Annotated in this window: 22 protein-coding genes and 1 pseudogene; 15 read left to right on the forward strand and 8 right to left on the reverse strand. The window is 72.0% G+C overall.

Annotated features, from left to right (window positions below):
* Window positions 1-93 precede the first annotated feature (93 nt).
* Together purB and mug are read left to right on the forward strand one after the other, a co-directional pair.
* The gene (gene purB / locus ACFQ7Q_RS11420; protein WP_383552547.1) at window positions 94-1,536 is read left to right on the forward strand and encodes an adenylosuccinate lyase; all 1,443 of its coding nucleotides are present in this window, start codon (window positions 94-96) and stop codon (window positions 1,534-1,536) included.
* Window positions 1,533-2,099, forward strand: a complete 567-nt coding sequence (gene mug, locus ACFQ7Q_RS11425) for a G/U mismatch-specific DNA glycosylase (protein ID WP_383552651.1) — start codon at window positions 1,533-1,535, stop codon at window positions 2,097-2,099. Before purB ends, mug begins: the two co-directional genes overlap by 4 nt.
* 321 nt (window positions 2,100-2,420) lie before the next feature.
* Here mug and ACFQ7Q_RS11430 read toward each other — a convergent pair whose 3' ends face one another.
* Window positions 2,421-2,789: a hypothetical protein gene (locus tag ACFQ7Q_RS11430; protein ID WP_383552550.1), complete on the reverse strand. Its 369-nt coding sequence runs from the start codon at window positions 2,787-2,789 to the stop codon at window positions 2,421-2,423.
* Between the two features lie 143 nt (window positions 2,790-2,932).
* Between ACFQ7Q_RS11430 and ACFQ7Q_RS11435 the strand changes: the two genes are divergently transcribed.
* Entirely contained in the window at window positions 2,933-4,090 is a 1,158-nt protein-coding gene (locus ACFQ7Q_RS11435) for an ROK family transcriptional regulator (RefSeq protein WP_383552553.1), read from the forward strand.
* An 82-nt stretch (window positions 4,091-4,172) separates the two neighbouring features.
* Here the strand turns inward: ACFQ7Q_RS11435 and ACFQ7Q_RS11440 are convergent, their stop codons facing one another.
* Entirely contained in the window at window positions 4,173-4,913 is a 741-nt protein-coding gene (locus ACFQ7Q_RS11440) for a GntR family transcriptional regulator (RefSeq protein ID WP_383552555.1), read from the reverse strand.
* A gap of 247 nt (window positions 4,914-5,160) precedes the next feature.
* Window positions 5,161-6,045, reverse strand: coding sequence for an RNA polymerase sigma-70 factor (locus ACFQ7Q_RS11445; protein ID WP_383552558.1), 885 nt, complete (start codon window positions 6,043-6,045; stop codon window positions 5,161-5,163).
* A 115-nt stretch (window positions 6,046-6,160) separates the two neighbouring features.
* On the opposite strand from ACFQ7Q_RS11445, the gene ACFQ7Q_RS11450 reads away from it, so the two are divergent.
* Window positions 6,161-6,991: an alpha/beta fold hydrolase gene (locus ACFQ7Q_RS11450; RefSeq protein ID WP_383552560.1), complete on the forward strand. Its 831-nt coding sequence runs from the start codon at window positions 6,161-6,163 to the stop codon at window positions 6,989-6,991.
* Between the two features lie 42 nt (window positions 6,992-7,033).
* Here the strand turns inward: ACFQ7Q_RS11450 and ACFQ7Q_RS11455 are convergent.
* Window positions 7,034-8,263, reverse strand: a pseudogene (locus ACFQ7Q_RS11455) (DMT family transporter); the annotation flags it as partial.
* Between ACFQ7Q_RS11455 and ACFQ7Q_RS11460 the strand changes: the two are divergent.
* The gene (locus ACFQ7Q_RS11460; protein ID WP_383552563.1) at window positions 8,187-9,701 is read left to right on the forward strand and encodes a PQQ-binding-like beta-propeller repeat protein; all 1,515 of its coding nucleotides are present in this window, start codon (window positions 8,187-8,189) and stop codon (window positions 9,699-9,701) included. The pseudogene ACFQ7Q_RS11455 and the gene ACFQ7Q_RS11460 sit on opposite strands and share 77 nt — an antisense overlap.
* 57 nt (window positions 9,702-9,758) lie before the next feature.
* Here the strand turns inward: ACFQ7Q_RS11460 and ACFQ7Q_RS11465 are convergent, their stop codons facing one another.
* The 3 genes from ACFQ7Q_RS11465 to ACFQ7Q_RS11475 form a co-directional block, all read right to left on the reverse strand.
* Window positions 9,759-10,169 carry a DUF6193 family natural product biosynthesis protein gene (locus ACFQ7Q_RS11465; protein ID WP_383552565.1) on the reverse strand — a complete coding sequence of 137 codons (411 nt, stop codon included), beginning with the start codon at window positions 10,167-10,169 and terminating at the stop codon, window positions 9,759-9,761.
* A gap of 119 nt (window positions 10,170-10,288) precedes the next feature.
* Window positions 10,289-10,843, reverse strand: coding sequence for a hypothetical protein (locus tag ACFQ7Q_RS11470; protein ID WP_383552654.1), 555 nt, complete (start codon window positions 10,841-10,843; stop codon window positions 10,289-10,291).
* A gap of 125 nt (window positions 10,844-10,968) precedes the next feature.
* Window positions 10,969-11,856, reverse strand: coding sequence for an NAD(P)-dependent oxidoreductase (locus tag ACFQ7Q_RS11475; protein WP_383552567.1), 888 nt, complete (start codon window positions 11,854-11,856; stop codon window positions 10,969-10,971).
* A 47-nt stretch (window positions 11,857-11,903) separates the two neighbouring features.
* Here ACFQ7Q_RS11475 and ACFQ7Q_RS11480 point away from each other — a divergent pair, with 47 nt between their 5' ends.
* Window positions 11,904-12,254, forward strand: coding sequence for a winged helix-turn-helix transcriptional regulator (locus ACFQ7Q_RS11480; protein ID WP_383552570.1), 351 nt, complete (start codon window positions 11,904-11,906; stop codon window positions 12,252-12,254).
* Window positions 12,255-12,541: 287 nt separating this feature from the next.
* On the opposite strand, the gene ACFQ7Q_RS11485 is transcribed toward ACFQ7Q_RS11480, so the two are convergent.
* Window positions 12,542-12,697: a hypothetical protein gene (locus ACFQ7Q_RS11485; protein ID WP_383552572.1), complete on the reverse strand. Its 156-nt coding sequence runs from the start codon at window positions 12,695-12,697 to the stop codon at window positions 12,542-12,544.
* Window positions 12,698-12,942: 245 nt separating this feature from the next.
* On the opposite strand from ACFQ7Q_RS11485, the gene ACFQ7Q_RS11490 reads away from it, so the two are divergent.
* The 9 genes from ACFQ7Q_RS11490 (at window position 12,943) to ACFQ7Q_RS11530 (ending at window position 23,584) form a co-directional block, all read left to right on the forward strand.
* Window positions 12,943-13,917 (forward strand): NAD(P)H-dependent flavin oxidoreductase, encoded by a 975-nt coding sequence (locus ACFQ7Q_RS11490; protein ID WP_383552574.1) that lies wholly within the window; start codon window positions 12,943-12,945, stop codon window positions 13,915-13,917.
* A gap of 31 nt (window positions 13,918-13,948) precedes the next feature.
* Complete coding sequence (locus ACFQ7Q_RS11495) at window positions 13,949-14,830, forward strand: crotonase/enoyl-CoA hydratase family protein (protein ID WP_383552577.1); 882 nt, start codon at window positions 13,949-13,951, stop codon at window positions 14,828-14,830.
* A 29-nt stretch (window positions 14,831-14,859) separates the two neighbouring features.
* Complete coding sequence (locus ACFQ7Q_RS11500) at window positions 14,860-15,168, forward strand: hypothetical protein (protein WP_383552580.1); 309 nt, start codon at window positions 14,860-14,862, stop codon at window positions 15,166-15,168.
* Between the two features lie 108 nt (window positions 15,169-15,276).
* Window positions 15,277-16,677, forward strand: a complete 1,401-nt coding sequence (locus ACFQ7Q_RS11505; protein WP_383552583.1) for a PLP-dependent aminotransferase family protein — start codon at window positions 15,277-15,279, stop codon at window positions 16,675-16,677.
* 155 nt (window positions 16,678-16,832) lie between these two features.
* Entirely contained in the window at window positions 16,833-18,419 is a 1,587-nt protein-coding gene (locus ACFQ7Q_RS11510) for an alkaline phosphatase D family protein (protein ID WP_383552586.1), read from the forward strand.
* A 77-nt stretch (window positions 18,420-18,496) separates the two neighbouring features.
* Entirely contained in the window at window positions 18,497-18,919 is a 423-nt protein-coding gene (locus tag ACFQ7Q_RS11515; protein WP_383552589.1) for a hypothetical protein, read from the forward strand.
* Window positions 18,916-19,230: a winged helix-turn-helix domain-containing protein gene (locus ACFQ7Q_RS11520; protein WP_383552592.1), complete on the forward strand. Its 315-nt coding sequence runs from the start codon at window positions 18,916-18,918 to the stop codon at window positions 19,228-19,230. The genes ACFQ7Q_RS11515 and ACFQ7Q_RS11520 overlap by 4 nt, the downstream gene beginning before the upstream one ends.
* Window positions 19,231-19,439: 209 nt before the next feature.
* Window positions 19,440-20,846 carry an SWIM zinc finger family protein gene (locus tag ACFQ7Q_RS11525; protein ID WP_383552595.1) on the forward strand — a complete coding sequence of 469 codons (1,407 nt, stop codon included), beginning with the start codon at window positions 19,440-19,442 and terminating at the stop codon, window positions 20,844-20,846.
* The gene (locus ACFQ7Q_RS11530) at window positions 20,843-23,584 is read left to right on the forward strand and encodes a DUF6493 family protein (protein ID WP_383552597.1); all 2,742 of its coding nucleotides are present in this window, start codon (window positions 20,843-20,845) and stop codon (window positions 23,582-23,584) included. The genes ACFQ7Q_RS11525 and ACFQ7Q_RS11530 overlap by 4 nt, the downstream gene beginning before the upstream one ends.
* The last annotated feature ends 2 nt before the right edge of the window (window positions 23,585-23,586 follow it).

The following is a 23,586-nucleotide window of genomic DNA, read 5'->3' on the forward strand; positions in this document are numbered from 1 at the left end:
CCGGACTCACGCGCGCGTGACGGGCGTCTCGTAGCAAGAGACAAACCCGACGGTGGCGCTGGCCTGCAGAAACCGCCAGTAGAATCTGTCCACGTGACTGCTGTGACTGCGAAGCCCCGTATCCCCAATGTCCTGGCCGGCCGCTACGCCTCCGCGGAGCTCGCCGTCCTCTGGTCCCCCGAGCAGAAGGTGAAGCTGGAGCGTCAGCTGTGGCTCGCCGTGCTGCGTGCCCAGAAGGACCTCGGGATCGAGGTCCCGGACGCGGCCCTCGCCGACTACGAGCGTGTGCTCGACCAAGTCGACCTCGGCTCCATCGCCGAGCGCGAGAAGGTCACCCGGCACGACGTGAAGGCCCGGATCGAGGAGTTCAACGCCCTCGCCGGTCACGAGCACGTCCACAAGGGCATGACCTCCCGCGACCTCACCGAGAACGTCGAGCAGCTGCAGATCCGGCTCTCGCTGGAACTGATGCGGGACCGCACGGTCGCCGTCCTGGCCCGCCTCGGCAAGCTCTCCGGCGAGTACGCCGAGCTCGTCATGGCCGGCCGCTCCCACAACGTCGCCGCCCAGGCCACCACCCTCGGCAAGCGTTTCGCCACGGCCGCCGACGAGCTGCTCGTCGCCTACGGCCGCCTGGAGGAGCTGATCGCCCGCTACCCGCTGCGGGGCATCAAGGGCCCGGTCGGCACCGCCCAGGACATGCTGGACCTGCTCGGCGGCGACGCGGCCAAGCTGGCGGACCTGGAGCAGCGCATCGCCGGGCACCTCGGCTTCGCGCACGCCTTCACCTCGGTCGGCCAGGTCTACCCGCGCTCGCTCGACTACGACGTGGTCACCGGTCTCGTGCAGCTGGCCGCCGCGCCGTCGTCGGTCGCCAAGACGATCCGCCTGATGGCCGGCCACGAGCTGGTCACCGAGGGCTTCAAGCCCGGCCAGGTCGGCTCGTCCGCGATGCCGCACAAGATGAACACCCGCTCCTGCGAGCGCGTCAACGGCCTCATGGTCATCCTGCGCGGCTACGCGTCGATGACGGGCGAGCTGGCGGGCGACCAGTGGAACGAGGGCGACGTCTCCTGCTCGGTGGTCCGCCGGGTCGCGCTGCCCGACGCGTTCTTCGCGCTCGACGGTCTCCTGGAGACCTTCCTGACCGTGCTCGACGAGTTCGGCGCGTTCCCGGCCGTCGTCGCCCGCGAGCTGGACCGCTACCTCCCCTTCCTCGCCACGACCAAGGTCCTCATGGGCGCCGTCCGCGCCGGGGTGGGCCGCGAGCTCGCCCACGAGGCCATCAAGGAGAACGCGGTCGCCTCGGCCCTCGCCATGCGCGAGCAGGGCGCCGAGCGCAACGAGCTGCTCGACAAGCTGGCCGCCGACGAGCGGATCCCGCTGGACCGCGCGCAGCTCGACGCGCTGATGGCGGACAAGCTGTCGTTCACCGGTGCCGCCGCCGACCAGGTCGCCGTCGTGGTCTCCCGTATCGAGGAGATCGTCAAGCAGCACCCGGAGGCCGCCGCGTACACCCCCGGGTCGATCCTCTGACCCGGTTCACCCCGCAGGAGCTCGAGGCCGCCCGCGACCGCGTCATCCCCGACGTGGCCGCGGGCGGCCTTTCCGTTCTCTTCTGCGGGATCAATCCGGGGCTGATGTCGGCGGCGACGGGCCACCACTTCGCGCGTCCCGGCAACCGCTTCTGGCCGGTGCTCGAACTGTCCGGCTTCACTCCGCGGCTGCTGAAACCGGCGGAGCAGGACGAGTTGCTCTCGTACGGACTCGGCATCACGAACGTGGTGGCGCGGGCGACCGCGCGGGCCGACGAGCTGAGCGGCGAGGAGTTCCGGGAAGGCGGCCGGCTGCTGACCGAGCGGGTCGAGCGGCTGCGTCCGCGATGGCTGGCCGTGGTCGGCATCACGGCGTACCGAACGGCGTTCGGGGAGCGCGGCGCCGCCGTCGGTCCGCAGGAGCGGACGATCGGGGAGACACGGATCTGGGCACTGCCCAACCCGAGCGGGCTGAACGCGCGCTGGACGCTGTCGTCGATGGCGGAGGAGTACGGCCGGTTGCGCGAGGCAGCGGGAGTCCCGGACCGGCGGGCGCAGCCCTAGGCGCAGGCGTCGGTACGACGGACCGGGCGGGCGCAGCTCTCGGCGTCGGTTCGTCGGACGGGCGGGCGCAGCCCTAGGCGCAGGCGTCGGTACGACGGACCGGGCGGGCGCAGCTCTCGGCGTAGGTGCGACGGATCGGCGGGCGTAACTCTCGGCGTCGGTGCGACGGATCGGCGGGAGCTGCCGGCTGGCGGACGGTCGGTCGGTCACGGCGGGTCCCGGCGCGCTGGGGCCGTCGGGCCCGGAGGGTCATCGGCGCCTTCGGTCACAGCGGGGCTGCCGGGGCGGGGCCGTCACCGCGGGTCTGTCACGGCGGGCCTGTCATGGCGGGTCGGTTTCGGTGATCCAGGCCAGGAGCCGGAACTCCCCCTCGCCGCACGGCGCGAGGCCGAGCGCGACCCAGCGGGCCTCCACGTGCCAGAGCTGGATGTCGGGCACCGAGGTGCAGATCAGCGCCCAGGGCTCCGCTATCGCCTCGCCCGCGCCGACGCGGGCGAGCAGTCCGTACAGACCCACCAGGTGCGGCGGGCCCCAGCGGGACTCCAGGAGCAGCGCGAGCGCTTCCCGTTCGGCCTCCGCCTGCTCCTCCGTGGGTTCTTCGACGGCTAACTCGGTCATGTGAAAGCCCTCGGCGGGGAACGCGCGGGCGCGCAGCAGATCGAGGGCGGTGAGGTGCTGTGCGAGCGTCATGGGTTCAGTAAACCGGCCGGCTCTGACACCCGGCGCCCCGTCAGGCCGCCCGCCCGCCGCCATCGAGCACGGGCGACGCTCGCCGCCCTCCGGTCCATTGAGTAACATCCGCCAGACACGCGTACGAGCTGGAAGGACACACTGTGGGGCGGCTGACCGGCGGGGATCCGTCGCTGCTGCGGCGGATCAACTCCGCGGTGGTACTCCATGCTCTGCGGGGCGCCGACGCGCTCACGCTCACGGACCTCACCCGGATCACCGGGCTGTCCCGGCCCACGGTCGAGGGCGTCGTCGAGGGGCTCATCGTCGGAGGTCTCGTCGTCGAGGCGGCACCCGAGGAGGGCGAGGCCAGGCGGCAGGGACGACCGGCGCGAAGGTTCCGCTTCCGGGCGGAGGCCGGGCATCTGCTGGGCATCGAGATCGGCCCGCACCGGGTCGCCGCGCTGCTGTCGGGCCTCGACGGGCGGATCATCGGCGCGGGGGCCCGTGAGGTCTCGGAGACGGCGCCGGAGGACGAGCGCCTGGAGCGGGTCCGCACGGTCGTCGCGGATGTGCTGCGCAGGGCCGGGGTGGCCCGCTCCAACCTGCGGGCGGTCGGCGTCGGCACGCCCGGGATCGTCGAGGCGGACGGCACGGTCCGGCTGGGCACAGCGCTGCCCGGCTGGACGGGCCTGGCGCTCGGGGAGCGGCTGCGACGGTCGTTCCGCTGCCCGGTGCTGGTGGAGAACGACGCGAACGCGGCGGCGGTCGCGGAGCACTGGAAGGGCGCGGCGACCGACTCCGACGACATCGTCTTCGTGCTCGCCGGACTGAGCCCGGGCGCGGGCTCCCTGATCGGGGGGCGTCTGCACCGCGGTTACGGCGGGGCGGCCGGGGAGATCGGGGCGTTGCATCTGCTCGGCCAGGGGGTCACCCCCGAGCACCTGCTGTCGACGACGGACGAGCCGTTGCACCCGCTGGACGAGCAGGCGGTCACCGAGGTCTTCGCACTGGCCCGCCAGGGCGACGCGCAGGCGGAGGCGGCGGTGGAGCGTTTCACCCAGCGTCTGGTGCACGACGTGGCGGCGCTGGTGCTGGCGCTCGACCCGGAGCTGGTGGTGATCGGCGGCTGGGCGGCGGGCCTGGACGGCGTGCTGCAGCCCCTGCGCGACGAGCTGGCCCGCTTCTGCCTGCGCCCGCCGCGCGTGGTCCTGTCGATGCTGGGCGAGGCGGCGGTGGGCACGGGCGCCCTGCGCCTGGCCCTGGACCACGTGGAGGAACAACTCTTCGCGGTGGAGGGCACGGTGACGGCCCGTCGCTGACGGGTGGGAGGGAGCCCGGTCGGCCGATGCTCGCGGCCGGTGCCGGGCTCGGTGCGTATGGGGAAGCCGGTGGTCGGCTACCTCAGGACGCCATCACCAGGTCGCCCGAGTCGCCGAACGTCAGGCGGCAGGTGTCCGCGCGGTACGTGGCCACCGAGACCGCTGCCGTGCGGCCCTCGGAGAGGTAGCGGGTCGTGACGACGAGGACCGGCGCGCCCGGGAGGCGGTCCAGTTCCTTGGCGTCGTCGGCGCGGGCGGAGCCGAGCTCCACGGCACGGTCCTGGCCGTCCAGGGCGAGGCGCTGGAGTTCGCGCAGCACGCTGCGGGCGCGGGCCGGGCCGGACGGGGTGTCGATCGCGGTCAGCTCGGGGACGGAGCCGGACGGCACGTACAGGAGCTCGGCCGCGACCGGCTGACCGTTCGTGACGCGGAGGCGGCGCACGACGTGGACCTGCTCGTCGGGCTCGATGTCCAGGAGGCGCGTGACGGACGCGGGGGCCACGGCGGTGGCGGAGTCCACGGACTGCCAGCTCTCCTCGGCCACACCGGGCCAGCCGTGCTGCGTGGTGGAGACGTCCACCCCGACGCGGGGCGGGGCGACGGTGGTGCCGACGCCGCGGCGGCGCTGCAGCCGGCCTTCCAGCTCCAGCTGCTCCAGGGCCTGGCGGAGCGTGGCCCGGGCGACGCCGAAGCGCGCGGCGAGCTCGCGCTCGTTGGGAAGGATCTCGCCGACCGCGAAGTCGGAGTCGAGCGCTTCGCCGATCACGGTCTTGAGATGCCAGTACTTCGGCTCCGGCACCGTCTCCAGCTGCGTGGTCCCCACCCTGATCCTCCGCAATCGCCGTGTCCCCGGCGGTTTTCCGCGCCCTTGTTTATTAAAGGTTCCTGCACTATCTCTGCGACCATAAAGCGGCGCACCCCCTTGGTCAAGACCAATGCTGACCCGGATGCCCGTGAATGCGGCCCTCTGGCGTAGATCGTTCACAGGACGTTCGCGCCGCCGTGAGCCCTGCGCAGCAAAGAGCCCCGCCTCCGGAGCGGAGACGGGGCGCATGAGGCGGGTCGACGGATCAGTCGATGCCCACGGCGTGGAGTTTGTCCGGGTTGCGAACGATGTAGACGCACTGGATGCGCCCGTCCCGTACATCGACCTGGAAGACCGAGTCGGGCTTGCCGTCGACGAGGACGAGCAGCCCGGGGCCCGCGTTGAGCTCCATGAAGCGGTACTCGTAGAGGTTCTCCGGGTCCTGGCCGACGGCGGCGAGGAAGCGGCCGACCTTGTCCGCGCTCTCGATGATCCGCAGCGGCGCCTTGGACTTGCCCCCGCTGTCCCCGACGAGGCGGACGTCGGGCGCGAGCAGGTCCAGGAGTTGTTCGAGGTCCCCGCCGGCAGCGGCGGCGAGGAAGCGCTCGGTGAGGTCGCGCCGCTCGGCCGGGTCGACGTCGTAACGGGGCCTGCCCTCGTCGACATGGCGGCGGGCCCGGCCGGCGAGCTGGCGGACGGCGGCCTCGGTGCGGTCGAGCGCGGTGGCGATCTCCCCGTAGGGGAAGCCGAACGCTTCACGGAGCACGAAGACCGCGCGCTCCAGCGGCGAGAGCGATTCGAGGACGACGAGCACGGCGACCGAGACGGAGTCGGCGAGCATGGCGCGCTCGGCGGTGTCGGGGACGGCGGGGCCGAAGTCCGTGACGACGGGTTCGGGGAGCCAGGGCCCGACGTACGACTCCCGGCGGGCCTGGACCTGGCGGAGCCGGTCGAGCGCGAGGCGGGTGGTGATGCGTACGAGGAAGGCGCGCGGCTCGCGGACGTCGTCGCGGTCGGCGGCCGTCCAGCGCAGCCACGCCTCCTGGACCACGTCCTCGGCGTCGGCGGCGCGGCCGAGCATGCGGTAGGCCACGCCGATGAGCATCGGCCGGTGTTCTTCGAAGACGTCGGTCAGGGTGTCGGTCGCCACTCCCCCATCCCATCCGACCGCCCGGACTCTGTCCAGTTCCGCCGAGGCCCTTGAACTCCTGCCTACTGAGCGGTAATTCTTGCTGACAGGGTGTCTAAGTCAGGGAGTCATGCGTATGTCCGAGCAGATCTCGTTCACGATCGAATCCCCGCGCGGTCCGCGGAGCGTGTCCCTGACGTACGAACGCAGGGGCGCGGGCGAGCCGCTGCTGCTGCTCCACGGCATCGGCCATCACTGGCAGGCGTGGGAGCCGGTACTCGACATCCTCGCCGCCGAACGCGACGTCGTGGCCGTCGACCTGCCCGGCTTCGGTACCTCGCCCGCGCTGCCGGAGGGCCTCGACCACGACCTGTCGACGGTCGTGCCGGTGCTCGGTGCCTTCTGCGAGGCCCTCGGGATCGAACGGCCGCACGTCGCGGGCAACTCCCTCGGCGGCCTTCTCTCCCTCGAACTGGGCCGGGAGAAGCGGGTGCGCTCGGTCACGGCGCTCTCCCCCGCCGGGTTCTGGTCGGAGAGCGAGCGCAGGTACGCCTTCGGCACACTGCGTGCGATGCGGGCCGCCGCGCTCTCGATGCCCGTGCCGCTGATCGAGCGGTTGTCCCGCAGCGCCGCCGGGCGTACGGCGCTGACGAGCACGATCTACGCACGTCCCGGGCGCCGTTCACCCGAGGCGGTGGTCGCCGAGACGCTCGCGCTGCGCGAGGCCACCGGCTTCCGGGAGACGCTGGAGGCCGGCCGGACCGTGCTGTTCGCGGACGACGTCTCCGCCGTGCCGGTCACGATCGCCTGGGGCACCCGCGACCGGCTGCTCCTGCGCCGACAGGGCGTCCGCGCCAAGCACACCATGCCCGGGGCCCGGTTGGTGCGGCTGCCCGGCTGCGGTCACGTCCCCATGAACGACGACCCGGCGCTCGTCGCACGGGTGATCCTGGACGGCAGCCGCTGACGGCTTCGACCGCGTGAACAGGCCCGTCCCGAGGGCCGCTCCGGCGCCCACGAGAAGGGCGCCCGCGGCCTGCGGGAGGCCGAAACCGCCGGTGGAGACGAGTACGGCGGTCAGCGCAGCGGCGACCGGGATCGCGCCCGTGAACAGGGTGGCGCGCTCCATGCCGATCCGCTGGACCCCCATGTAGAAGAGGACGAAGCCGACGACCGTGGCCACGGCGGCCTGCCAGACCAGGGCGCCGGTCTCCACGGCCGTCGGGACCCGCAGGAACGCGCCGCCGTCGACGACCAGACCGATGAGTGCCGACTCGACGGCCGCGACACCGCAGACGACGGCCGTGAGGAGCTTCGGCCCGAGCGGCCGCAGCACGGGTACGGCGAGGACGGTGAAGCCGACCTCGCCCGCCAGGGCTGCCACGGAGTAGGCGAGGCCGGCCGGATCGGTACGGCCCCAGCCCTGGACGGTGAAGGCTCCCGCGGCGACGAGCAGCGCACCGTACAGAACCGGCCGGCTGGGCCTGCGCCCGTCGAGCAACGGCACGAGCACGGCCACGACCACGGGGGCGCAGCCGACCAGGACCCCGGGGACGGCGGGCTCGGCGGTACGCTCCGCGGCGAGCACCGCGAGGTTGAAGCCGACCATCCCGACACCGGCGAGCACGGCCAGGCGGCCCCACTGCCGCAGACCCAGCGCACGGAGCGGACGGAGCCCGCCGGGACCGAGCAACGGGAGCAGGAGGAGACAGGCGGCGCCGTAGCGCAGCGCCTGACCGCCCGCGTACGGATAGTCGCCGAGAAGACTGTTGGCGGTGAAGGAGGCGCCGACGAGCGCGTAGGCGACGGTCACGAGGACGGCGCCTCGCAGGGAGTTCGTGTGCATGTCCCCGACGCTATGAACCGGGGCGGCCCGGTTGAAGGTCCACTTCCCCGACGCCTTCGGGGACCACTTGCCCCTGCGGGCCCGCGCCCCGCCGACTGGACGCCGGCTCACCGGGGCGCCTGCGGCGCCATTGGCCCCGTGGTGGTGCTGGGCATCGGACGACGGTGGGCAGGCGCCCGGCAGCGGCACCATCGGGACGGCGCGTGCGACGGAGGCGGAGCGAGCCCCGCAAGGGCCAGGTGGGGAGCCGGACGTCGGCCCAGGAAACCGGGCCCAGGTTCCTGTCGATCTCCGGGACCTTGCGATGATCGACCCTATGACTGTCCCGCTGTCCGTCGACCGGATCCTCGGCGATCGCGCCTTCGCCGAAGTCGGTGACCCTGTACTGGCCATCACCGACGAGCGGCGTGGCCTTCTGGCCGTGGCGGGCAGGTACGGGTTCGGCCGCACTGCACCCGTCGGTGTCTACGGGACGGGTGACCTGGCCTGCCACGTCCTCGTCCGCTCGCAGTTTCCGGTGCATGCGATGGCCTTCCATCCCACGCTTCCGCTGCTCGCGGTCGGCACCGGCCGCTACGACGGCGGCTACTTCTTCGAAGGCGAGCTGCTCCTTCTGCATCTGGAGACAGGCAAGGCCACATCGCTCATCGAGCACTGGACCGGCCGCCAGGTCCTGGAGCTGGAATGGCTCGACGAGCAGGCACTGCGGGTGGTGATGGCGCCTCCTGACGACTGGCGTGACGAAGCCGCGCACGTCGAGGGCCATGTCGCCGTGGTGCGCGGAACGGACTGGACGGCCGTGGCTGCCAAGTCGCTCACCGGAGAAGACCTGGCCGGCCCGCGCGTGCCGGTGCCGCGTCCCGACGGCAGCGCATCCGCCCGCCGGACACTCACACGGTTGGCGCCCGACTGGGACGCACGCCGCAATGTCCGCGCGGTCGAGGTGCTGTGCGACGGCCGGATCCTGGCCACGCTCGATGGGGTACAGCTGGAATCCTGGCTGCCCTCGGGGGAGCGAGCGTGGGTGGTTCCGGACGAGGAGGGCGGGCGCGAGATCGTTGTCGCTCCCGACGAAGGATCCGCATGGGTCGGGCTCGTACGCCGTCCCGGCCTGCACGACTCCGTTCCGCAGTCGGTGGTTCGGCTCTCCCTCGCTGACGGGAGACGACTCGACAGCGTCGTCCCGTCATCATTCGTCTCCTTGGTGCGCTGTGCCGACGGCCGGCCGGCCTTGTCACCGGACGGAGGCAATGGTTCCCGCAGCCGATTCCCCGTGCGGGGTGGAAGCCGCATCTACTTCCAGTCCACGCTCCGGCCCCCGGGCGAGCGGGACCCTTACGAGGGAGAGCGCTGGGTCACTGCCATGGACCTGGAGGAACCCGCGGCCGAACGGCCCGTCGAACCCCTTGAGCCCTCCACCCGGTGGATGTTCCCGTACGCCTGGGCGCCTGGCGAAACGCACTTCGGCGGTCCCGGCATCGAGGCCGCGGACGGAAGCCTGGTCCACGCCGGAACCGTGTACCACGGCGAAGGGCTCCAGCCCGGCGAATCGTTCGTCGTCCGGCGCGAGGCAACCGACGGGCGACCGCGGTGGGTGTTCCGTACCGACCGGAAGGCGACCGCGCTGGACGGCGACGCGGCCACCGTCTACGTCGGCTACGACGACGGAGAGGTGGTCGCTCTCGACCTGGGCGACGGCACCGTGCGCTGGCGGCAGCACCTCACCGTCCGCGCGGTCTCCGCCGTACCGACCGCTCTCACCGTCACCGCCACCGACCGGTTGCTCATCGGCACCAGCGACGGCCGCATCCTCGAATGCTCGGCCGCGTAACGACCTGCCCCGCGAGGCACCCGACGCCGGCCGCTGCCGAAGCCAATGGGGCCGGCCCTACCCGCCACCCTGTGCCTTCTCGTATGCGGTCAGTTCACCTGCGTTGCCGATGAAGGCCGGGGCGCAGCCTGGCGGCAGGCGATCGATGACCATCGCCACAGCGGCCTGCGCGCTGTCCGTCTCAGCGATCCGCGGGCTGCTCCGGCTCGGTCCTTCGACGTAGTACCGGCCGTCCCTCAACGTACCGATGTACGGGAGGTCCCAGGTGTAGTCCATCTCCGTGCACCTGCTGAAGTGAAGCTCCCACATACCGGTCCATGGGAAGAGCCGGCGAAGCAGCGGATCGGCATGCGCTACCCGCACCAGCTTGGCAAACGGCTTCAGAAGCGGTGATTCCTCCGGCCGGGAAGGTTCGCCGTAAGCGGTCAGGACCTTGTGCCAGGCTGCGTCGACAACGACGTTGGTCATACCGCGATTGTGGGGGGTCCCTGCGGCCCTGGCATCAAAGATCACCTGAGTGATGGGCCTCCGCAGGTGGGGTGGACGAGTTCGCCTTCCGCCGCAGGAACAAGCCCCGACCAGCGAGATCAGGAGCGCCCAGCGGAGTGTCGCCCGAGCCAGCCGGTGGTGGCGATCACTTCACGGGCGATGTCCACGACAGGCCGCCCGTCGGTCGGGATCCGAACCGTGTCCGCGGGTGCCCTCTCATCCAGGAGCCGCGCCTTGCGGGCGCTGCCCTTCAGCTCCTGCTCCAGCTCCGAGCCGAGTTCGCGGCCTGCCAGCCGGTCGCCGGTGGTGGCATCGGAGGCGGTGAGCAGTACGCGTACGATCCGCACGCCTGCCCCCATGGAGCGCTCGAACATGCCCGTCGCCTCGGGCAGCACGCTCACGGTGTTCGTGTAGATCAGGCGGCGATAGCCGAGCCGGGCAAAGTTGCCCCAGACAGCAGTCAGATTGCTCTCCGTGATCTCCGAGCGGTGAGGGTCCCCCTCCGGGGCCGGATGCACCTGGCCCATGAAGTCACCCTCGACGATCGCGTGCGAGACCGCCGCGGCCCGCAGCCGCGCCGAAACCTCCCACCCCACCGTCGTCTTGCCGACGCCGGCACGCCCTCCGATGAGCAGTACTTCCGGATGATCCATGAAAGGCAGCGTGCCAGCCCCGGACCGCGCCACGCGATCCGATTTCGCGCCGCGCCCATGGCCGCAGCCGCGTCCCACCGGCAAGATCACGATCTGCAACCGGAGCACCGCCCGTGGGGACTCCTTCAGCGACGGCCCAGCAGTTCGGTGACCCGACTGAACCCGTCAGCGCCGTGGCCCAGCCCGATGGCTCGGCGGGCCATGCCTTCTGCCGCGCGCATCACGCCCGCGTCGATGCCATGGGCCTCCGAGGTGTGGACGATATGGGCCATGGACGACACCGCCGAGGTCAGAGGGTTGCCCTCGCCGGAGAACGACCCGTTGTCCACATCCTCCGCGAACTCTTCGAAGATGGGCGGGAGGATGTCGCCGATTCCCTTGGCGAACGGCGCCAGTTCGCGCGCGGTGATCCCTTCCGCTTGCGCCACCGCCAGGGCGTGGGCATAGCCCGCGATGGCGGTCCAGAAGATGTCGAGCAGCGCGATGTCGTATGCCGCCGCCCTGCCGATCTCCTCACCGAGATGTGTGTGGGTGCCGCCCAGCGCCTCCAGGACGGACCGGTGCTCGAGGTAAAGATCCTTGGGACCGCTGTGGATGAACACAGCGGCCGGAGTGCCGATGGTCGGAGTCGGTGTCATGATCGCGCCGTCCAGATAGCGAACGCCGTGCTCGGCCGCCCATGCCGCCGTATCCCGGGCCCGGTCCGGCGTGTCTGCGGTCAGATTGACCACCGTGCGCCCCTTGAGCGCGTCGACGACCGCCTTGCGCCGCAGAATCGTGTCCGCCGCGTCGTAGTTCACCACGCAGACCACCGTCAGCCCGCTCGCGGCGACGGCTTCCTCCGCAGACCGTGCGCTGACCGCGCCCCGCGCGACCAGCTCGTGGTCCCGGCCAGCGGTCCGGTTCCAGACCGTGGTGCGCAGGCCCGCGTTCAGGAACGCCGCCGTCAGGGCTCGGCCCATCGGCCCCAGACCGAGGACGGTGACGGCAGACTCTTCAGTGGGGAGAGACATGTCTCAACTCCATGCATACATCGGAAAGATCAACGAATGGGGGAAAAGTGACGCGCAGTCGTGCTGAGGACCTGGATGTCTGCGGGGTAACCGCTGCGATCGCTGTGATCGACGGGAAGTGGAAGACGACTCTGCTCTGGATACTGGAATCCGGCCCGCACCGCCCCGGTGAACTGCGCCGACGGCTGCAGGGCATCAGCGAGAAGGTGCTCACTCAGGCGCTACGGGAGATGGAGACCGACGGTCTGGTGCACCGGGAGGTGCACGACGTGCTCCCCCTGAAGACCTTCTACTCCCTGACAGCATTCGGCCGGGAGCTCTCCGAGGCGTTGGCCCCTGTCTCCGACTGGGGCCACCGCCGCTTGGAGAAGCTCACCGATGCCCAGTCGGCCTCCTGACGCATACCGCCATCACCCCACATCCCGCCCGGTTCCGGCGGCCCTTCGGCCTGCCTTCCTCAGGATCGACCCGTTGCCGAGCACCGCCAAGTACCCACAAATAAGTGGCTACTGCGAGTGGGGAGGATCCGGCCGTCGACTTGCCCTCGCCGGGAGCCACGATCGGTCGAGGGCGACGCGCGACGCGGACCGATCGGATGCCCCGGCGGCGTCGCACCGTGACGGGTGCGGCGCAGATGGTCGGCCTTCGCGAGCCGCTTCTCCCGAGTCACCGCAGACCAGGGTCGCTACTTCTGGGCGTGCGCGCCCAGCATGCCCACCGCGTTGAGGAAGACGTAGGCACCGACGACGTAGAAGAACACGCGCCATGCCGCGCCCTTCAGCTTCCATCGCTCGCCCGCACGGTCCGCCTCGTGGTTCTCGTTGTGGTTCTCGCCGCTCACGACAGCTTCCCTCCCAGGGGTACGTGCGGATGACGGATCGGACCGGCGCCCGGCGCCCTCGACCCTCGCCGGACACCGCGCGCGTTCGATGAACGGAATTGACAGTCCCGCTCCGACATCCCTTAAACTCGAAAACGATTCGAATTCGAGTCTACCGGTCGGCCTGCCACGCCGACCGCGACAGGGAGGTCGCCGGGTGTGTACGGCGACTGCAAGAACGGAGAGGGCCCTGGCCGGCCTCGCGCATGATCTCGACTCCCTTCACCGACCTTTTCGGCGTGGACCATCCGATCGTCTGCGGCGGCATGACGGGCGTGGGCACCGCCGATCTCATCTCCGCCGTGGCCGAGGCGGGCGCCCTCGGGTTCCTGACGGCGCTCACCCAGCCCACGCCTGAGGCGCTGTCCCGCGAGATCGCGCGGTGCCGTGAGATGACCGACAAGCCGTTCGGCATCAACCTGACGATCCTGCCGACCCTCAAGCCGGTGCCCTACGCGGAGTACCGCGCGGCCATCATCGAGAGCGGCGTGACGGTGGTCGAAACGGCCGGCAGCAACCCGGCGGAGCACGTGGCCGCGTTCAAGAGCGCGGGCGTGAAGGTGATCCACAAGGCGGTGGCCGTGCGGCATGCCCTCAAGGCGCAGAGCCTCGGCGTGGACGCGGTGAGCATCGACGGCTTCGAGTGCGCGGGGCATCCGGGCGAGGAGGACATCCCCGGTCTCGTCCTCGTCCCCGCCGCCGTGCGGCGGTTGGAGATCCCGGTCATCGCCAGCGGCGGCTTCGCGACCGGCAGCGGGCTGGCCGCCGCCCTCGCGCTGGGGGCCTGTGCCGTCAACATGGGCACCCGGTTCGTCGCCAGCGCGGAGGCTCCGGTGCACCCCAACGTCAAGGAGCAGATCGTCGCCAACGACGAGCGGGCCACCCAGCTGGTCTTCCGGGAGTTCGGCAACACCGGCCGGGTCGCCAGGAACGCGATATCCGAGGAGATCGTCACTCGGTCACGTCGCCCCGGAGCAGTGTTCGAGGATGTCGCCGAGCTGGCCTCCGGCATCCGCGGCCGCACCCGTGTGCTCCAGGAGGGGCACATGGACGACGGCCTCTGGTGGGCCGGTCAGGCACAGGGGCTCATCGAGTCCGTGGCCACGTGTGACGAGATCGTGAGCGGCATCGTGGCCGACGCCGAGAAGATCATCGGTCGGCTCGCCGACCTCCGCGGCTGAAGCGACCTAGGAACAGCGGGAGTACGAGACCATGACCTGGACCACCCTCAGCCACCACATCGACGACGGCGTCCTCACCGTCACCCTCGACCGGCCGGACCACCTCAACGCCTTCACCCCGACGATGGCCGGGGAACTGGAGCGGACGTTCACCGAGGTCAACGACAACGACGCCGTGCGCGCGGTCATCGTCACCGGCGCGGGCGACAAGGCCTTCTGCGCCGGCATGGATCTCAGCGCGGACGGCAACGTGTTCGGCCTGGACGAGTCGCGCACTCCCACGCTCGCCGAGATGACCGATCTGAGCCACCCCGACATCAGCCGGGTCCGGGACACAGGGGGCAGGGTCACCCTGGCCGTCCATGCCTGCCGCAAGCCCGTGATCGCTGCGATCAACGGCGCCGCGGTCGGGATCGGCGCGACGATGACCCTGGCGATGGACGCCCGGCTGATTTCAACGAACGCGCGGTTCGGCCTCGTCTTCGGCCGGCTCGGCATCACGCCCGAGGCCGTCTCGACCTGGTTCCTGCCCCGCCTGGTCGGCATGCCCAGGGCGCTGGAGCTGCTGTACTCCGCCGAGATCCTCGGCGCGGAGGCCGCCGCGGCCGCGGGCCTCGCGACCGAGGTCCTCGAACCCGGTCAACTCCTGAAGCGGGCGCGCGAGTTGGCGGACCGTTGGACGCTGGGGCGCTCGCCCGTGTCGACCGCGCTGATCCGGCAGATGACGTACCGCCACGCCTCCCTGGACGACCCGGAGGACGCGCACCGGGCGGAATCCCTTGCCATGTTCTACACGAGCATCGGCGACGGCTCCGAGGGCGTGTCGGCCTTCCGTGAGAAGCGCTCCCCGAGGTTCACACAGCGGGCCTCCGCCATGCCGCCGTTCTACGACGACTGGATCGCGTCCCGCTGAGGGCGCCCGACAGCAACCCACGCAACCTGATGAACACCGAAGCCTGCGGCACCACCGGTCACGTACGCCTCCAGGGATACTCGGGCAAGGCACGGAGGTGGCGGAGAGCGAGTTGGAACCGTGTTCTCCGTGAGGGGAGCATCGGAATCCTGATCATGCTCATACCCGCCGCACTCCTTGGGTTCTTCATCTCCTGGGAGATCGGCGTCGCCATCATCCTGCTGACGGTGACATCGGCCACGCTTTCCTCGATCTTCTTCACCCTCCGGGGGCATACATGGGGATGCTCGGCCAAGAAGGGCATAGTCCTGGCCTTGGGATGGTGGGAGCGGCTGTGAAGCGTGCGGGTGGCAGGCACCGGGGTCGGATGCCGTCTGTGGCGGTCGCGACGACGAAGGCGTAGCGGGTGGTGTCGTGAACCGCGAGGAGTGGAGGGGGACATCAGGATGCGGGCCTACACGGCGTGGGAGTTGCTGCTCCCTGCGGCGGGCGCGCCGGCCCGGCGGCGTGGGCGGGCGCTTCAGGAGGCGCTGCGCGAGGCGGTGCGCAGCGGGCGTCTCACGGCCGGCACGCGGATGCCGTCGAGCCGTGAGCTGGCGGCCGACCTCGGTGTCTCGCGCGGCCTGGTGACGGAGGCGTACGAGCAGCTCACCGCCGAGGGCTATCTGCGCAGCGACCGCGGTTCGGGCACCTGGGTCAGTGGGGCGGTGCGGGCGGCCGCGTCGCCGCCCGTACGGGATCCGGCGCCGCGCACACCCGGCGTACAGGTGGACTTCCGTCCCGGGACGCCCGATCTCTCGCTCTTCCCCCGCGCCGCCTGGGCCGCGGCCCAGCGGTCGGTGCTGTCCGCGCTTCCGCACCGGGCGCTCGGCTATCCGGACCCCCGGGGGCTGCCGGAGCTGCGTACCGCGCTCGCGGGGATGCTCGCCCGGCGGCGCGGTGTGGTGGCCGATCCCGAACGTCTCGTGGTGTGCTCGGGCGTGGCGCAGGCATCGACGCTGCTCGGCTTCGTGCTGGCGGCGCGCGGGATGCGGACCGTCGGGATCGAGGATCCCGGCAGCCCCGAGCACGAGCGGCTCTTCGCCTCGGCCGGTCTGGAGACGGTGTGGCTGCCGACGGACGAGGAGGGACTTCTGCCCGGTCCGCTCGCCGCATCGGGGGTACGGGCGGTCGTGACGACCCCCTCCCACCAGTTCCCCACCGGGATCGCGTACTCGGCGCCGCGTCGCGCGGCGCTCCTCGACTGGGCCCGGTCCGTGGACGGCTACGTCCTGGAGGACGACTACGACGGGGACTTCCGCTACGACCGGGCACCGGTCGGCGCGCTGCAGGGGCTCGATCCGGAACGGGTGGCGTACACCGGCTCCGTGAGCAAGTCCCTCGCTCCCGGGCTGCGGCTGGGCTGGCTGCTGGCGCCGGAGGAGCTGGTGGAGGAGGTCGTGGAGCGCAAGCGGACCATGGACCTCGGGAACCCGGCCCTGGATCAGGCGCTGCTCACGCAGTTCGTGACAGGCGGCGGCTACGACCGGCAGCTGCGCCGCTGCCAGCGCGCGTACCGGGAACGGCGGGACGCGCTCGTCGCCGCCCTGGAGAAGCATCTCCCCGGTACCGAGGTGAGCGGGATCGCCGCCGGGCTGCACATCATCGCGCGCGTGCCGGAGCGTTACGGCCCCGGTGCGCGCTTCGTGGAGCGTGCGGCGGCCGTCGGTGTGGCCCTGCGCCCTCTGGAGGAGTACGGAACGGCGCGCCCGACGGACGGCGCCGTCCGGCTCGTGATCGGTTACGCCCATCTGACGCCGTCCGAGATCGAGCGGGGGGTGGGGCTGGCGGCGGAAGCGTGCGGATGACGCCGGGGCGGTGAGAGGAGCGAGGGTCATCGGGCTGGGCCGAACGGGCGCGACTCCGGTCTGTTCACGCGGGGTTCGCGTGTCCGCCGTCCCTTGCCGTTAGGCATGGGGGCGGCACAACGGACCCACCCGGCTCAGCACTTGGAGGCGCTTCGATGTCCTACTCCGTCCCCGGCTCGTCCCCCGCCCGCCGCAGCGTGCTGCGCGGCTCGCTCGCCGCGTCGGCGGCGCTCACCCTCGGCGGTGCCGCGACCGCCGCCCCGGCGCTGGCGCTCTCGGGGCGGCCGCGGGCCGCGTGGGGGGTGCAGACGGGTGATGTGACCTCCTCCTCGGGTCTGGTCTGGGTCCGTTCGGACCGGCCGGCCCGGATGATCGTGGAGACCTCGGCGAGCGCGTCGTTCCGTCGTACGCACCGCCACCTCGGGCCCCTGCTCGGCGCGGGTGGCGACTTCACGGGGACGGCGGCATTGCGCGGGCTGCCCGCGGGCGAGCAGATCCACTACCGGGTCACGCTCGCGGACCCGGACGACCCGCGCCGTACCGGCGAACCGGTCGTCGGCACCTTCCGTACGGCACCCGCGCGGCGCCGCGACGGGGTGCGCTTCCTCTGGTCGGGCGACATCGCCGGGCAGGGCTGGGGCATCAACCCGGACATCGGCGGCTTCCGCGCGTACGAGGAGATGCGCCGGCTGGACCCGGACTTCTTCCTGTGCAGCGGCGACACGATCTACGCGGACGGACCGCTCCAGCCGAGCGTGACCCTGCCCGACGGCCGGGTCTGGCGGAACGTCACGACGCCGGAGAAGGCGAAGGTGGCCGAGACCCTGGACGAGTACCGGGGCAACTTCCGCTACAACCTCCTCGACCACAACGTGCGGGCCTTCAACGCGCAGGTGCCGTCGATCGTGCAGTGGGACGACCACGAGGTCCGCAACAACTGGTACCCCGGCCAGATCCTGGACGACGCCCGCTACACGGAGAAGGACGTGGACGTACTCGCGGCCCGCGCCTCACGGGCGTTCGCCGAGTACTTCCCGGTCTCCACGCTCCACGCGCGCGGTGGCGCCGCGGACGGGCGGATGCACCGGGTGGTGCGGTACGGCCCGCTGCTCGACGTGTTCGTGCTCGACATGCGCTCGTACCGCAACGCCAACTCCCCGGGCCGGCAGGCGGACGACACCACGGGCATTCTCGGTGCCGAGCAGCTGACCTGGCTCAAGCGTGAACTGAGCCGCTCGCGTGCCGTGTGGAAGGTGCTCGCCGCCGACATGCCGCTGGGCCTCGTCGTGCCCGACGGCGCCGCGAACATCGAGGCGATCGCCCAGGGCGACCCGGGCGCCCCGCTCGGCCGGGAGCTGCAGATCGCGGAGCTGCTGCGGTTCATCAAGCACCGCCGGATCACCGGCACGCTGTGGCTGACCGCCGACGTCCACTACACCTCGGCCCAGCACTACGCGCCGGAGCGTGCCGCGTTCCAGGACTTCGCGCCGTTCTGGGAGTTCGTCTCGGGCCCGCTGGCCGCGGGTGGCTTCCCGGCCAACCGGCTGGACGCCACCTTCGGCCCGGAGCGGGTCTTCGTACGGGCGCCGGAGCGGGCGAACCTCTCGCCGATGGAGAGCCCGCAGTACTTCGGCGAGGTCGACATCGACGGCGGAAGCGGCGAGCTGACGGTCCGGCTCCGCGCGGAGGGCGGAACGGTCCTGTTCAGCAAGGCACTTCAGCCGGGGCGCGTCGGTCAGTAGGCCGCCCCTCTCCATTGCCTCGGCAGCAATTACTTGCCATAGTGGAAAGTAGTTGCTGTCGAAGACGGGGGATGGTCATGTCCACACACACGGACGCGGCACAGGCGTTGCACCGGTCACGCGCCATGGAGGACGCGGTACGGAAGCGCAGCGGCTGGTACGGGCGGTACCTGCTGGTCTTCGCCGCCACCCAACTCGCCCTGGTGCCGACGATCCTGCTGTGGCGGAGCCCGCTCGTCGTCGCCGTGTCGATGACGCTCTACGCGCTCGTCGTGGCCGGGTTGAGCGTGTACGCGGCCCGTCAGCGGGCCGTCCGGCGAAGCTTCGGACTGCGGCACGGTCTTGTGATCGGTACCTGGGGCGCGCTGTACGCGGCGGCGTTGGTCCTGGGGCTCAACGTGTGGGCGGACAGCGTCCCGTTCGCCGTGGTCGCCGCCCTCGGCTGCGCGCTCCCGCCCGCGGCCGGGGCCTGGCTGGAGACGCGGAGCCCCACGACGTGAGCACCGCGGAGAAGCCCGGCGCTCACCCCCGCCACGATCTGGAGCCGCTGCTGACGTCACCGGTGCGGCTCTCGGTCGTCGCGGCTCTCGCGCCGCTGGACAAGGCCGAGTTCGCGTTCGTACGGGATCTGGTGGAGGTCACCGACTCGGCGCTGTCGAAGCAGGTGGCGGCGTTGGAGGAGGGCGGTCTCGTGTCGGTGGACAAGGGCCGGGTGGGCCGTCGGCCCCGGACATGGCTGGCGCTGACGGCCGACGGGCGAGCCGTGTACCGGCGCCATCTGGACGCACTGCGGGCGATCGCCGGGGCCTGAGCCGGGGGCGGGGCGGGGGCTTCCGGCGGAGGCCGAGGAGCAGATGGACCAGCCTTCCCTCGGCGGCCGAGGGCTCAGAGAGCGGCCGCCGGACCGGCCCAAGGAGCGGCCGTCGGAAGGCCCACACAGCGGCCGCCGAAGGACCCGTGGAGCGGCCTGCCGTCCGCGGTCTCGACCGATTGTCAGTGGTGGGTCCTAGCGTCCTTTCCATGACGCGATCCGTACAGGCGCTCGCCTATTCACGCCCGTCCGCCCTGGAGTCCTCCGGTGCCGGCCGGCTGCTCGGCCTGGAGACCTCCGGTGGGCTGACGCCCGCCGGCGCCGAGGCGCATCCCCGCTTCTTCTCCGGCTTTCTGACGTCCCCGCAGATCGCCGCGCGCGGCCTGCTCGCGGTCGCCGACGTGGCGGCCGCCCGCTACTACCAGCGGATAAGGCCGGGGTCGCTGGACCCGGTCGTGACGGGGAACGGCGACCGGCTGCGGTTCGAGTCGTTCTCGGGATGCGGCGGCGTGTACGCACGGCTCGACGTGCTCAGCGAGGGGCTCGACGGCGCGGAGACCGGGCACGGCACCACCAATGTCGACGTCAACAACCCGCTGCGCGAGGCGCTGTCCCGGATGACGGGGAGCGACCCGCTGCATCTGCGGGTCGGCCCGGACGAGTTGGCGGTGACCACCCTGGAGGGCTCGGTGGTCGAGAAGAAGGTTCCGCTGCCCGACCGCTGGCTGCGCGGTTTCGCCGAGGCACAGGTGGCCTCCGCCGGATTCGATCTGCGTGCGGAGCTGACGGGCCCGGAGGCGGTGCGGTTCCTTCGCTCGCTGCCGCGCTCGCCGGGCCGGGGCGCCGGTCCCCTCTGGGTCGTCCAGAACGGCCGCACCCTGCGGCCCACCACCCGGCCGGTGCCGGGCGCCGTCTGTCTGCCGGGTCCGGACCGGCTGGTGGCGCTCGAGCGGGTGCTGCGGCATGCGATCGCGCTGCGGGTCTACGGTCCGGTGCCGGACGGCGTCGCCACCGCGAGCGCCTGGGAGGTGGCGCTGCCGGGAATGCGCCTCACGCTCACGCTGTCGCCCGACGCCTCGCGGGGATTCTCCGGCGAGGGCGGTGTCCTGGAGGCGCTGGCCACGGAGGAGGCGGCTCAGGACGCCGAGCTCGTCTCGGTCCTGCTGGCCTGGGAGCCGCGCATCGATCTCGCCGAACTGGGAGCACAGGCGGGCCTGTCGGTGGACCGGGTGCGCGCCGCGCTGACCCGGCTCGGGACGGCGGGCCGGGTCGGCTACGACGTGGCCGACGCCGCGTACTTCCACCGGGAGCTGCCCTACGACGCGGACCGTGCCGAGCGGCACAACCCCCGCCTGGTGGCGGCGCGCGCCCTGGTCGCGGAGGGAGCGGTCGTACTCGACGGCGAACCGGCGACGGTCACCTCCGGCGAACGGCGCTACCAGGTGAGGGAGTCCGGCGGGGTACTGAGCTGCACCTGCCAGTGGTGGGCGGACTACCGGGGCCGTCGTGGACCGTGCAAGCACGCGCTGGCGGTGCGGATGGCCCGGCGCGGTGCGGTGTCGGGTGCCATGAGCGGGGCAGCGGCCGGTGCCGCGACCGTCGGAGGCGCGCGATGAGTGACAAGATCGACGAGACGGCGCTCAAGGCGCGGCTGACCGCGGCCCGCGACGGGCGTGCGGTGAACAAGCTGCTCATCACGGTACGGGCGGGACGGGACGAGGCCGTTCCCGGGCGGCTCAAGGAACTGGGACCCGGCGACCGGAAGGCCGCCCTCGCGGAGCTCAAGGCCCTGCGGACCGAGGTCCGCGGCTGGGACTGGGCTCGCTGGAACGAGCAGACGAGGGTCCAGCGTGCACTGCGGGTCGCCGGCGCCGGGTGTCACACGGGTGCCGCGGCCGCGGCGGCCTGGATCGGCGGCCGGGACCTGAACGACTGGGGCCGGTCGACCACGGACCTCGTCCTCGGCGTGCTCGCCGACCGGGACCCCGCGTGGCTGGGCGACGTGGCCCAGCGGCTCGCCGAGCGCCCCGCCGTGGCCGAGGGCGACTACCGGCTGGTCCACGAACTGGTCCTGCGGTCGGGCTGCGCCGTGCCGACGACGGACGGCTACATCCTGGGCTGGACGGCCGAGATGACAGGGCCCCGGCTGCTGGAACAGCTGCGCACCGACCCGCAGACGCCGATGCTCGTGCCCCGGATCTTCGACATGATCGAGACGCCCGACCGGCTCACCTGGGCGGCGGGGCCGGAGGCTCCCACCCACTGGCCCACCGCGCTCAGGACGCTGGTGGACGAGGGCGTCCTCGACCGCGCGGGGCTGGTGGACGGCTGTGTCGCGCGGCTGCTGCGCGGCGGAAAGCCGCGCGATCTGCGCTTCCCGCTCGCGCTGCTCCAGCTGCTCGGCACCGACCGGGAGGAGCGGCGCGGCCGGACGGCCGAATGGATCGGCATGGCGGCCGACGCGCCGTCGCCCGTCGCGGCCTATGCGCAGGAGGTCCTGGCGGGGCTCGCCGCCGAGGGCGAACTGTCCGTCCGGGACCTGGCCGAGATGTCCGGGCCGGTGCTCTTCCGTACGGAGAAGAAGCTGGTACGGGCCCAGTTGACGCTGCTCGCCAAGGAGCTGCGGCGCAGGTCCGGTGCGGCGGCCGACCTGCTGCCCCTGGTCGCGGACGCGTTCGGGCACGAGGACACCGGTATCCAGGAGCGGGCGCTGAAGCTGGTGGGGCGGCATCTGGCGGAGGTGGACGAGCAGGTGCGCGAGGAACTGGCGGGTGCCGCCGCCTCCTTGAGCCCCGTGCACCGGCAGGCGGCCGAGGAGCTGTTCGGCACGACGACGGACTTCGGGGACGATCTTCCGTACGAGGAGGTCCTGCCTCCGGTGCCGGAGCTGCGGCCGGTGCGGGATCCCGCGGACACGGTCGCGGAGCTCGTCGAGGATCTGGTGGCCGTTTCCAAGGGCCGTACGGACGCGCCCGAGGAGTTCGAGCGCGCGCTGGACGGCCTCGTCCGTCATGCCGGTCTCCATCGCGAGGAGCTGAGGGGAGCGGTGGCGGCCGCGTTCGCCGACGCGTTCTGGATGGAGAAGTCGCCGGACGGACACGTCCGGGATCCCTTCGGTCACGGCACCTACGGCGTGGACGTCGTCCTCGCCGCCCTCATGGGGATGGTGCGGCCCGCGCGGATCCACGGTGCGCTGGTCCACGGGCAGGGTGTCGCCGGTTGTGTGCACCGCGCCCTGGACAGGGTGGTCGACGCCCGGCTGTGGGAGGTCGCCTCCCTGATCGGTACCGATCGGCTCCCGTTCCTGCTCGCCGCCCCCACCTGGCACACCGGGGCGATCGATCCGTCGGTACTGGTCCGCCGGCTGCGGGACTACCGGGACGCGGGGATCGAACCGGCCCCGGTCGACCTCGCGCAGGCGCTGCTGCGGGTCCGCAAGGCCGACCCGTCCGCCGGGGACGCGGCGGCGGAAGCCGCGGAGCTGGGTACCCGGGCCGGTGAGCGGCTCGCCGAGTGGCTGACGGCGGACGTGTCCCTGGCGCCCGGTGTGCGGTTCCTGACCCGCGGCCGCGACAAGAGGGGCGGAAGGTGGTGGCTGGCGGACCGCCTCGTCCTGAAGATCCGCGAAAGGCGCGCCGTGCGCGAGGAGTTCCCGCCGGCCTTCCAATGGCTGGGCGGCGCCCAGACCGAGGTCGACCACCAGTGCCACCACTGGGGCGGCGAGCGGCAGAACTGGCCGGGCGTCCTGCCGGACGACCGGGAGAACCTGGCGACCTGGCTGCTGCCCGTCCTTGCCGGCGGGGCCGAGTGGGACGAGCGCGGAGCGACCTGGGGTCTGACGGCACTGGCCGAGGGGGAGGGGCCGATCGGTCCGGCGACGCATCTCGCGGTGGCGATCGGCCTCGGCGGCCGGCACGCGGAGGACCGGCTGACCGCGGTCGACGCGCTCCTCGTCCTGGCGGCGCGGGGCGATCTCGACGCTCCACTGCTGGGCGAGACACTGGCCGGACTCGTGGGCGAGGGCACCGTCAAGGTCAACCGCTTCGCGGACGCGGCGCGGACGGCTGCCGCCACCGGTGCGTACGCGACCACATGGGCGGTGCTGGCGGGCGCGCTGCCCGGTCTGCTGGCGGCGGAGAAGCCGGTGCGCGGGCTCGGTGAGCTGCTGGCCGTGGCAGCCGACTGTGTGGAGCGGTGCGGAGCGGAGGCCGAAGTCGTGGGCCTCGACGCGGTCGCCGAGCGCGCCGGCTCCTCTCAGTTCGTGGTGCAGGCCCGGCGGCTGCGGAAGGCGCTGAACAATCCGTCCCATCAGGCCGATCAGGACACGACACAAGCTGCCGAAAACCGTCACTAAGC

This window comes from Streptomyces sp. NPDC056527, assembly GCF_042794475.1.
Lineage (GTDB): Bacteria > Actinomycetota > Actinomycetes > Streptomycetales > Streptomycetaceae > Streptomyces.

Coding starts and splice junctions, on each gene's coding strand:
- ACFQ7Q_RS11430 (WP_383552550.1), bottom strand. CDS start 2,789: ATGACGCTCGCACAGCACCTCACCGCCCTCGATCTGCTGCGCGCCCGC.
- ACFQ7Q_RS11450 (WP_383552560.1), top strand. CDS start 6,161: ATGTCCGAGCAGATCTCGTTCACGATCGAATCCCCGCGCGGTCCGCGG.
- ACFQ7Q_RS11460 (WP_383552563.1), top strand. CDS start 8,187: ATGACTGTCCCGCTGTCCGTCGACCGGATCCTCGGCGATCGCGCCTTC.
- ACFQ7Q_RS11465 (WP_383552565.1), bottom strand. CDS start 10,169: ATGACCAACGTCGTTGTCGACGCAGCCTGGCACAAGGTCCTGACCGCT.
- ACFQ7Q_RS11470 (WP_383552654.1), bottom strand. CDS start 10,843: ATGGATCATCCGGAAGTACTGCTCATCGGAGGGCGTGCCGGCGTCGGC.
- ACFQ7Q_RS11475 (WP_383552567.1), bottom strand. CDS start 11,856: ATGTCTCTCCCCACTGAAGAGTCTGCCGTCACCGTCCTCGGTCTGGGG.
- ACFQ7Q_RS11490 (WP_383552574.1), top strand. CDS start 12,943: ATGATCTCGACTCCCTTCACCGACCTTTTCGGCGTGGACCATCCGATC.
- ACFQ7Q_RS11495 (WP_383552577.1), top strand. CDS start 13,949: ATGACCTGGACCACCCTCAGCCACCACATCGACGACGGCGTCCTCACC.
- ACFQ7Q_RS11500 (WP_383552580.1), top strand. CDS start 14,860: ATGAACACCGAAGCCTGCGGCACCACCGGTCACGTACGCCTCCAGGGA.
- ACFQ7Q_RS11505 (WP_383552583.1), top strand. CDS start 15,277: ATGCGGGCCTACACGGCGTGGGAGTTGCTGCTCCCTGCGGCGGGCGCG.
- ACFQ7Q_RS11510 (WP_383552586.1), top strand. CDS start 16,833: ATGTCCTACTCCGTCCCCGGCTCGTCCCCCGCCCGCCGCAGCGTGCTG.
- ACFQ7Q_RS11515 (WP_383552589.1), top strand. CDS start 18,497: ATGTCCACACACACGGACGCGGCACAGGCGTTGCACCGGTCACGCGCC.
- ACFQ7Q_RS11525 (WP_383552595.1), top strand. CDS start 19,440: ATGACGCGATCCGTACAGGCGCTCGCCTATTCACGCCCGTCCGCCCTG.
- ACFQ7Q_RS11530 (WP_383552597.1), top strand. CDS start 20,843: ATGAGTGACAAGATCGACGAGACGGCGCTCAAGGCGCGGCTGACCGCG.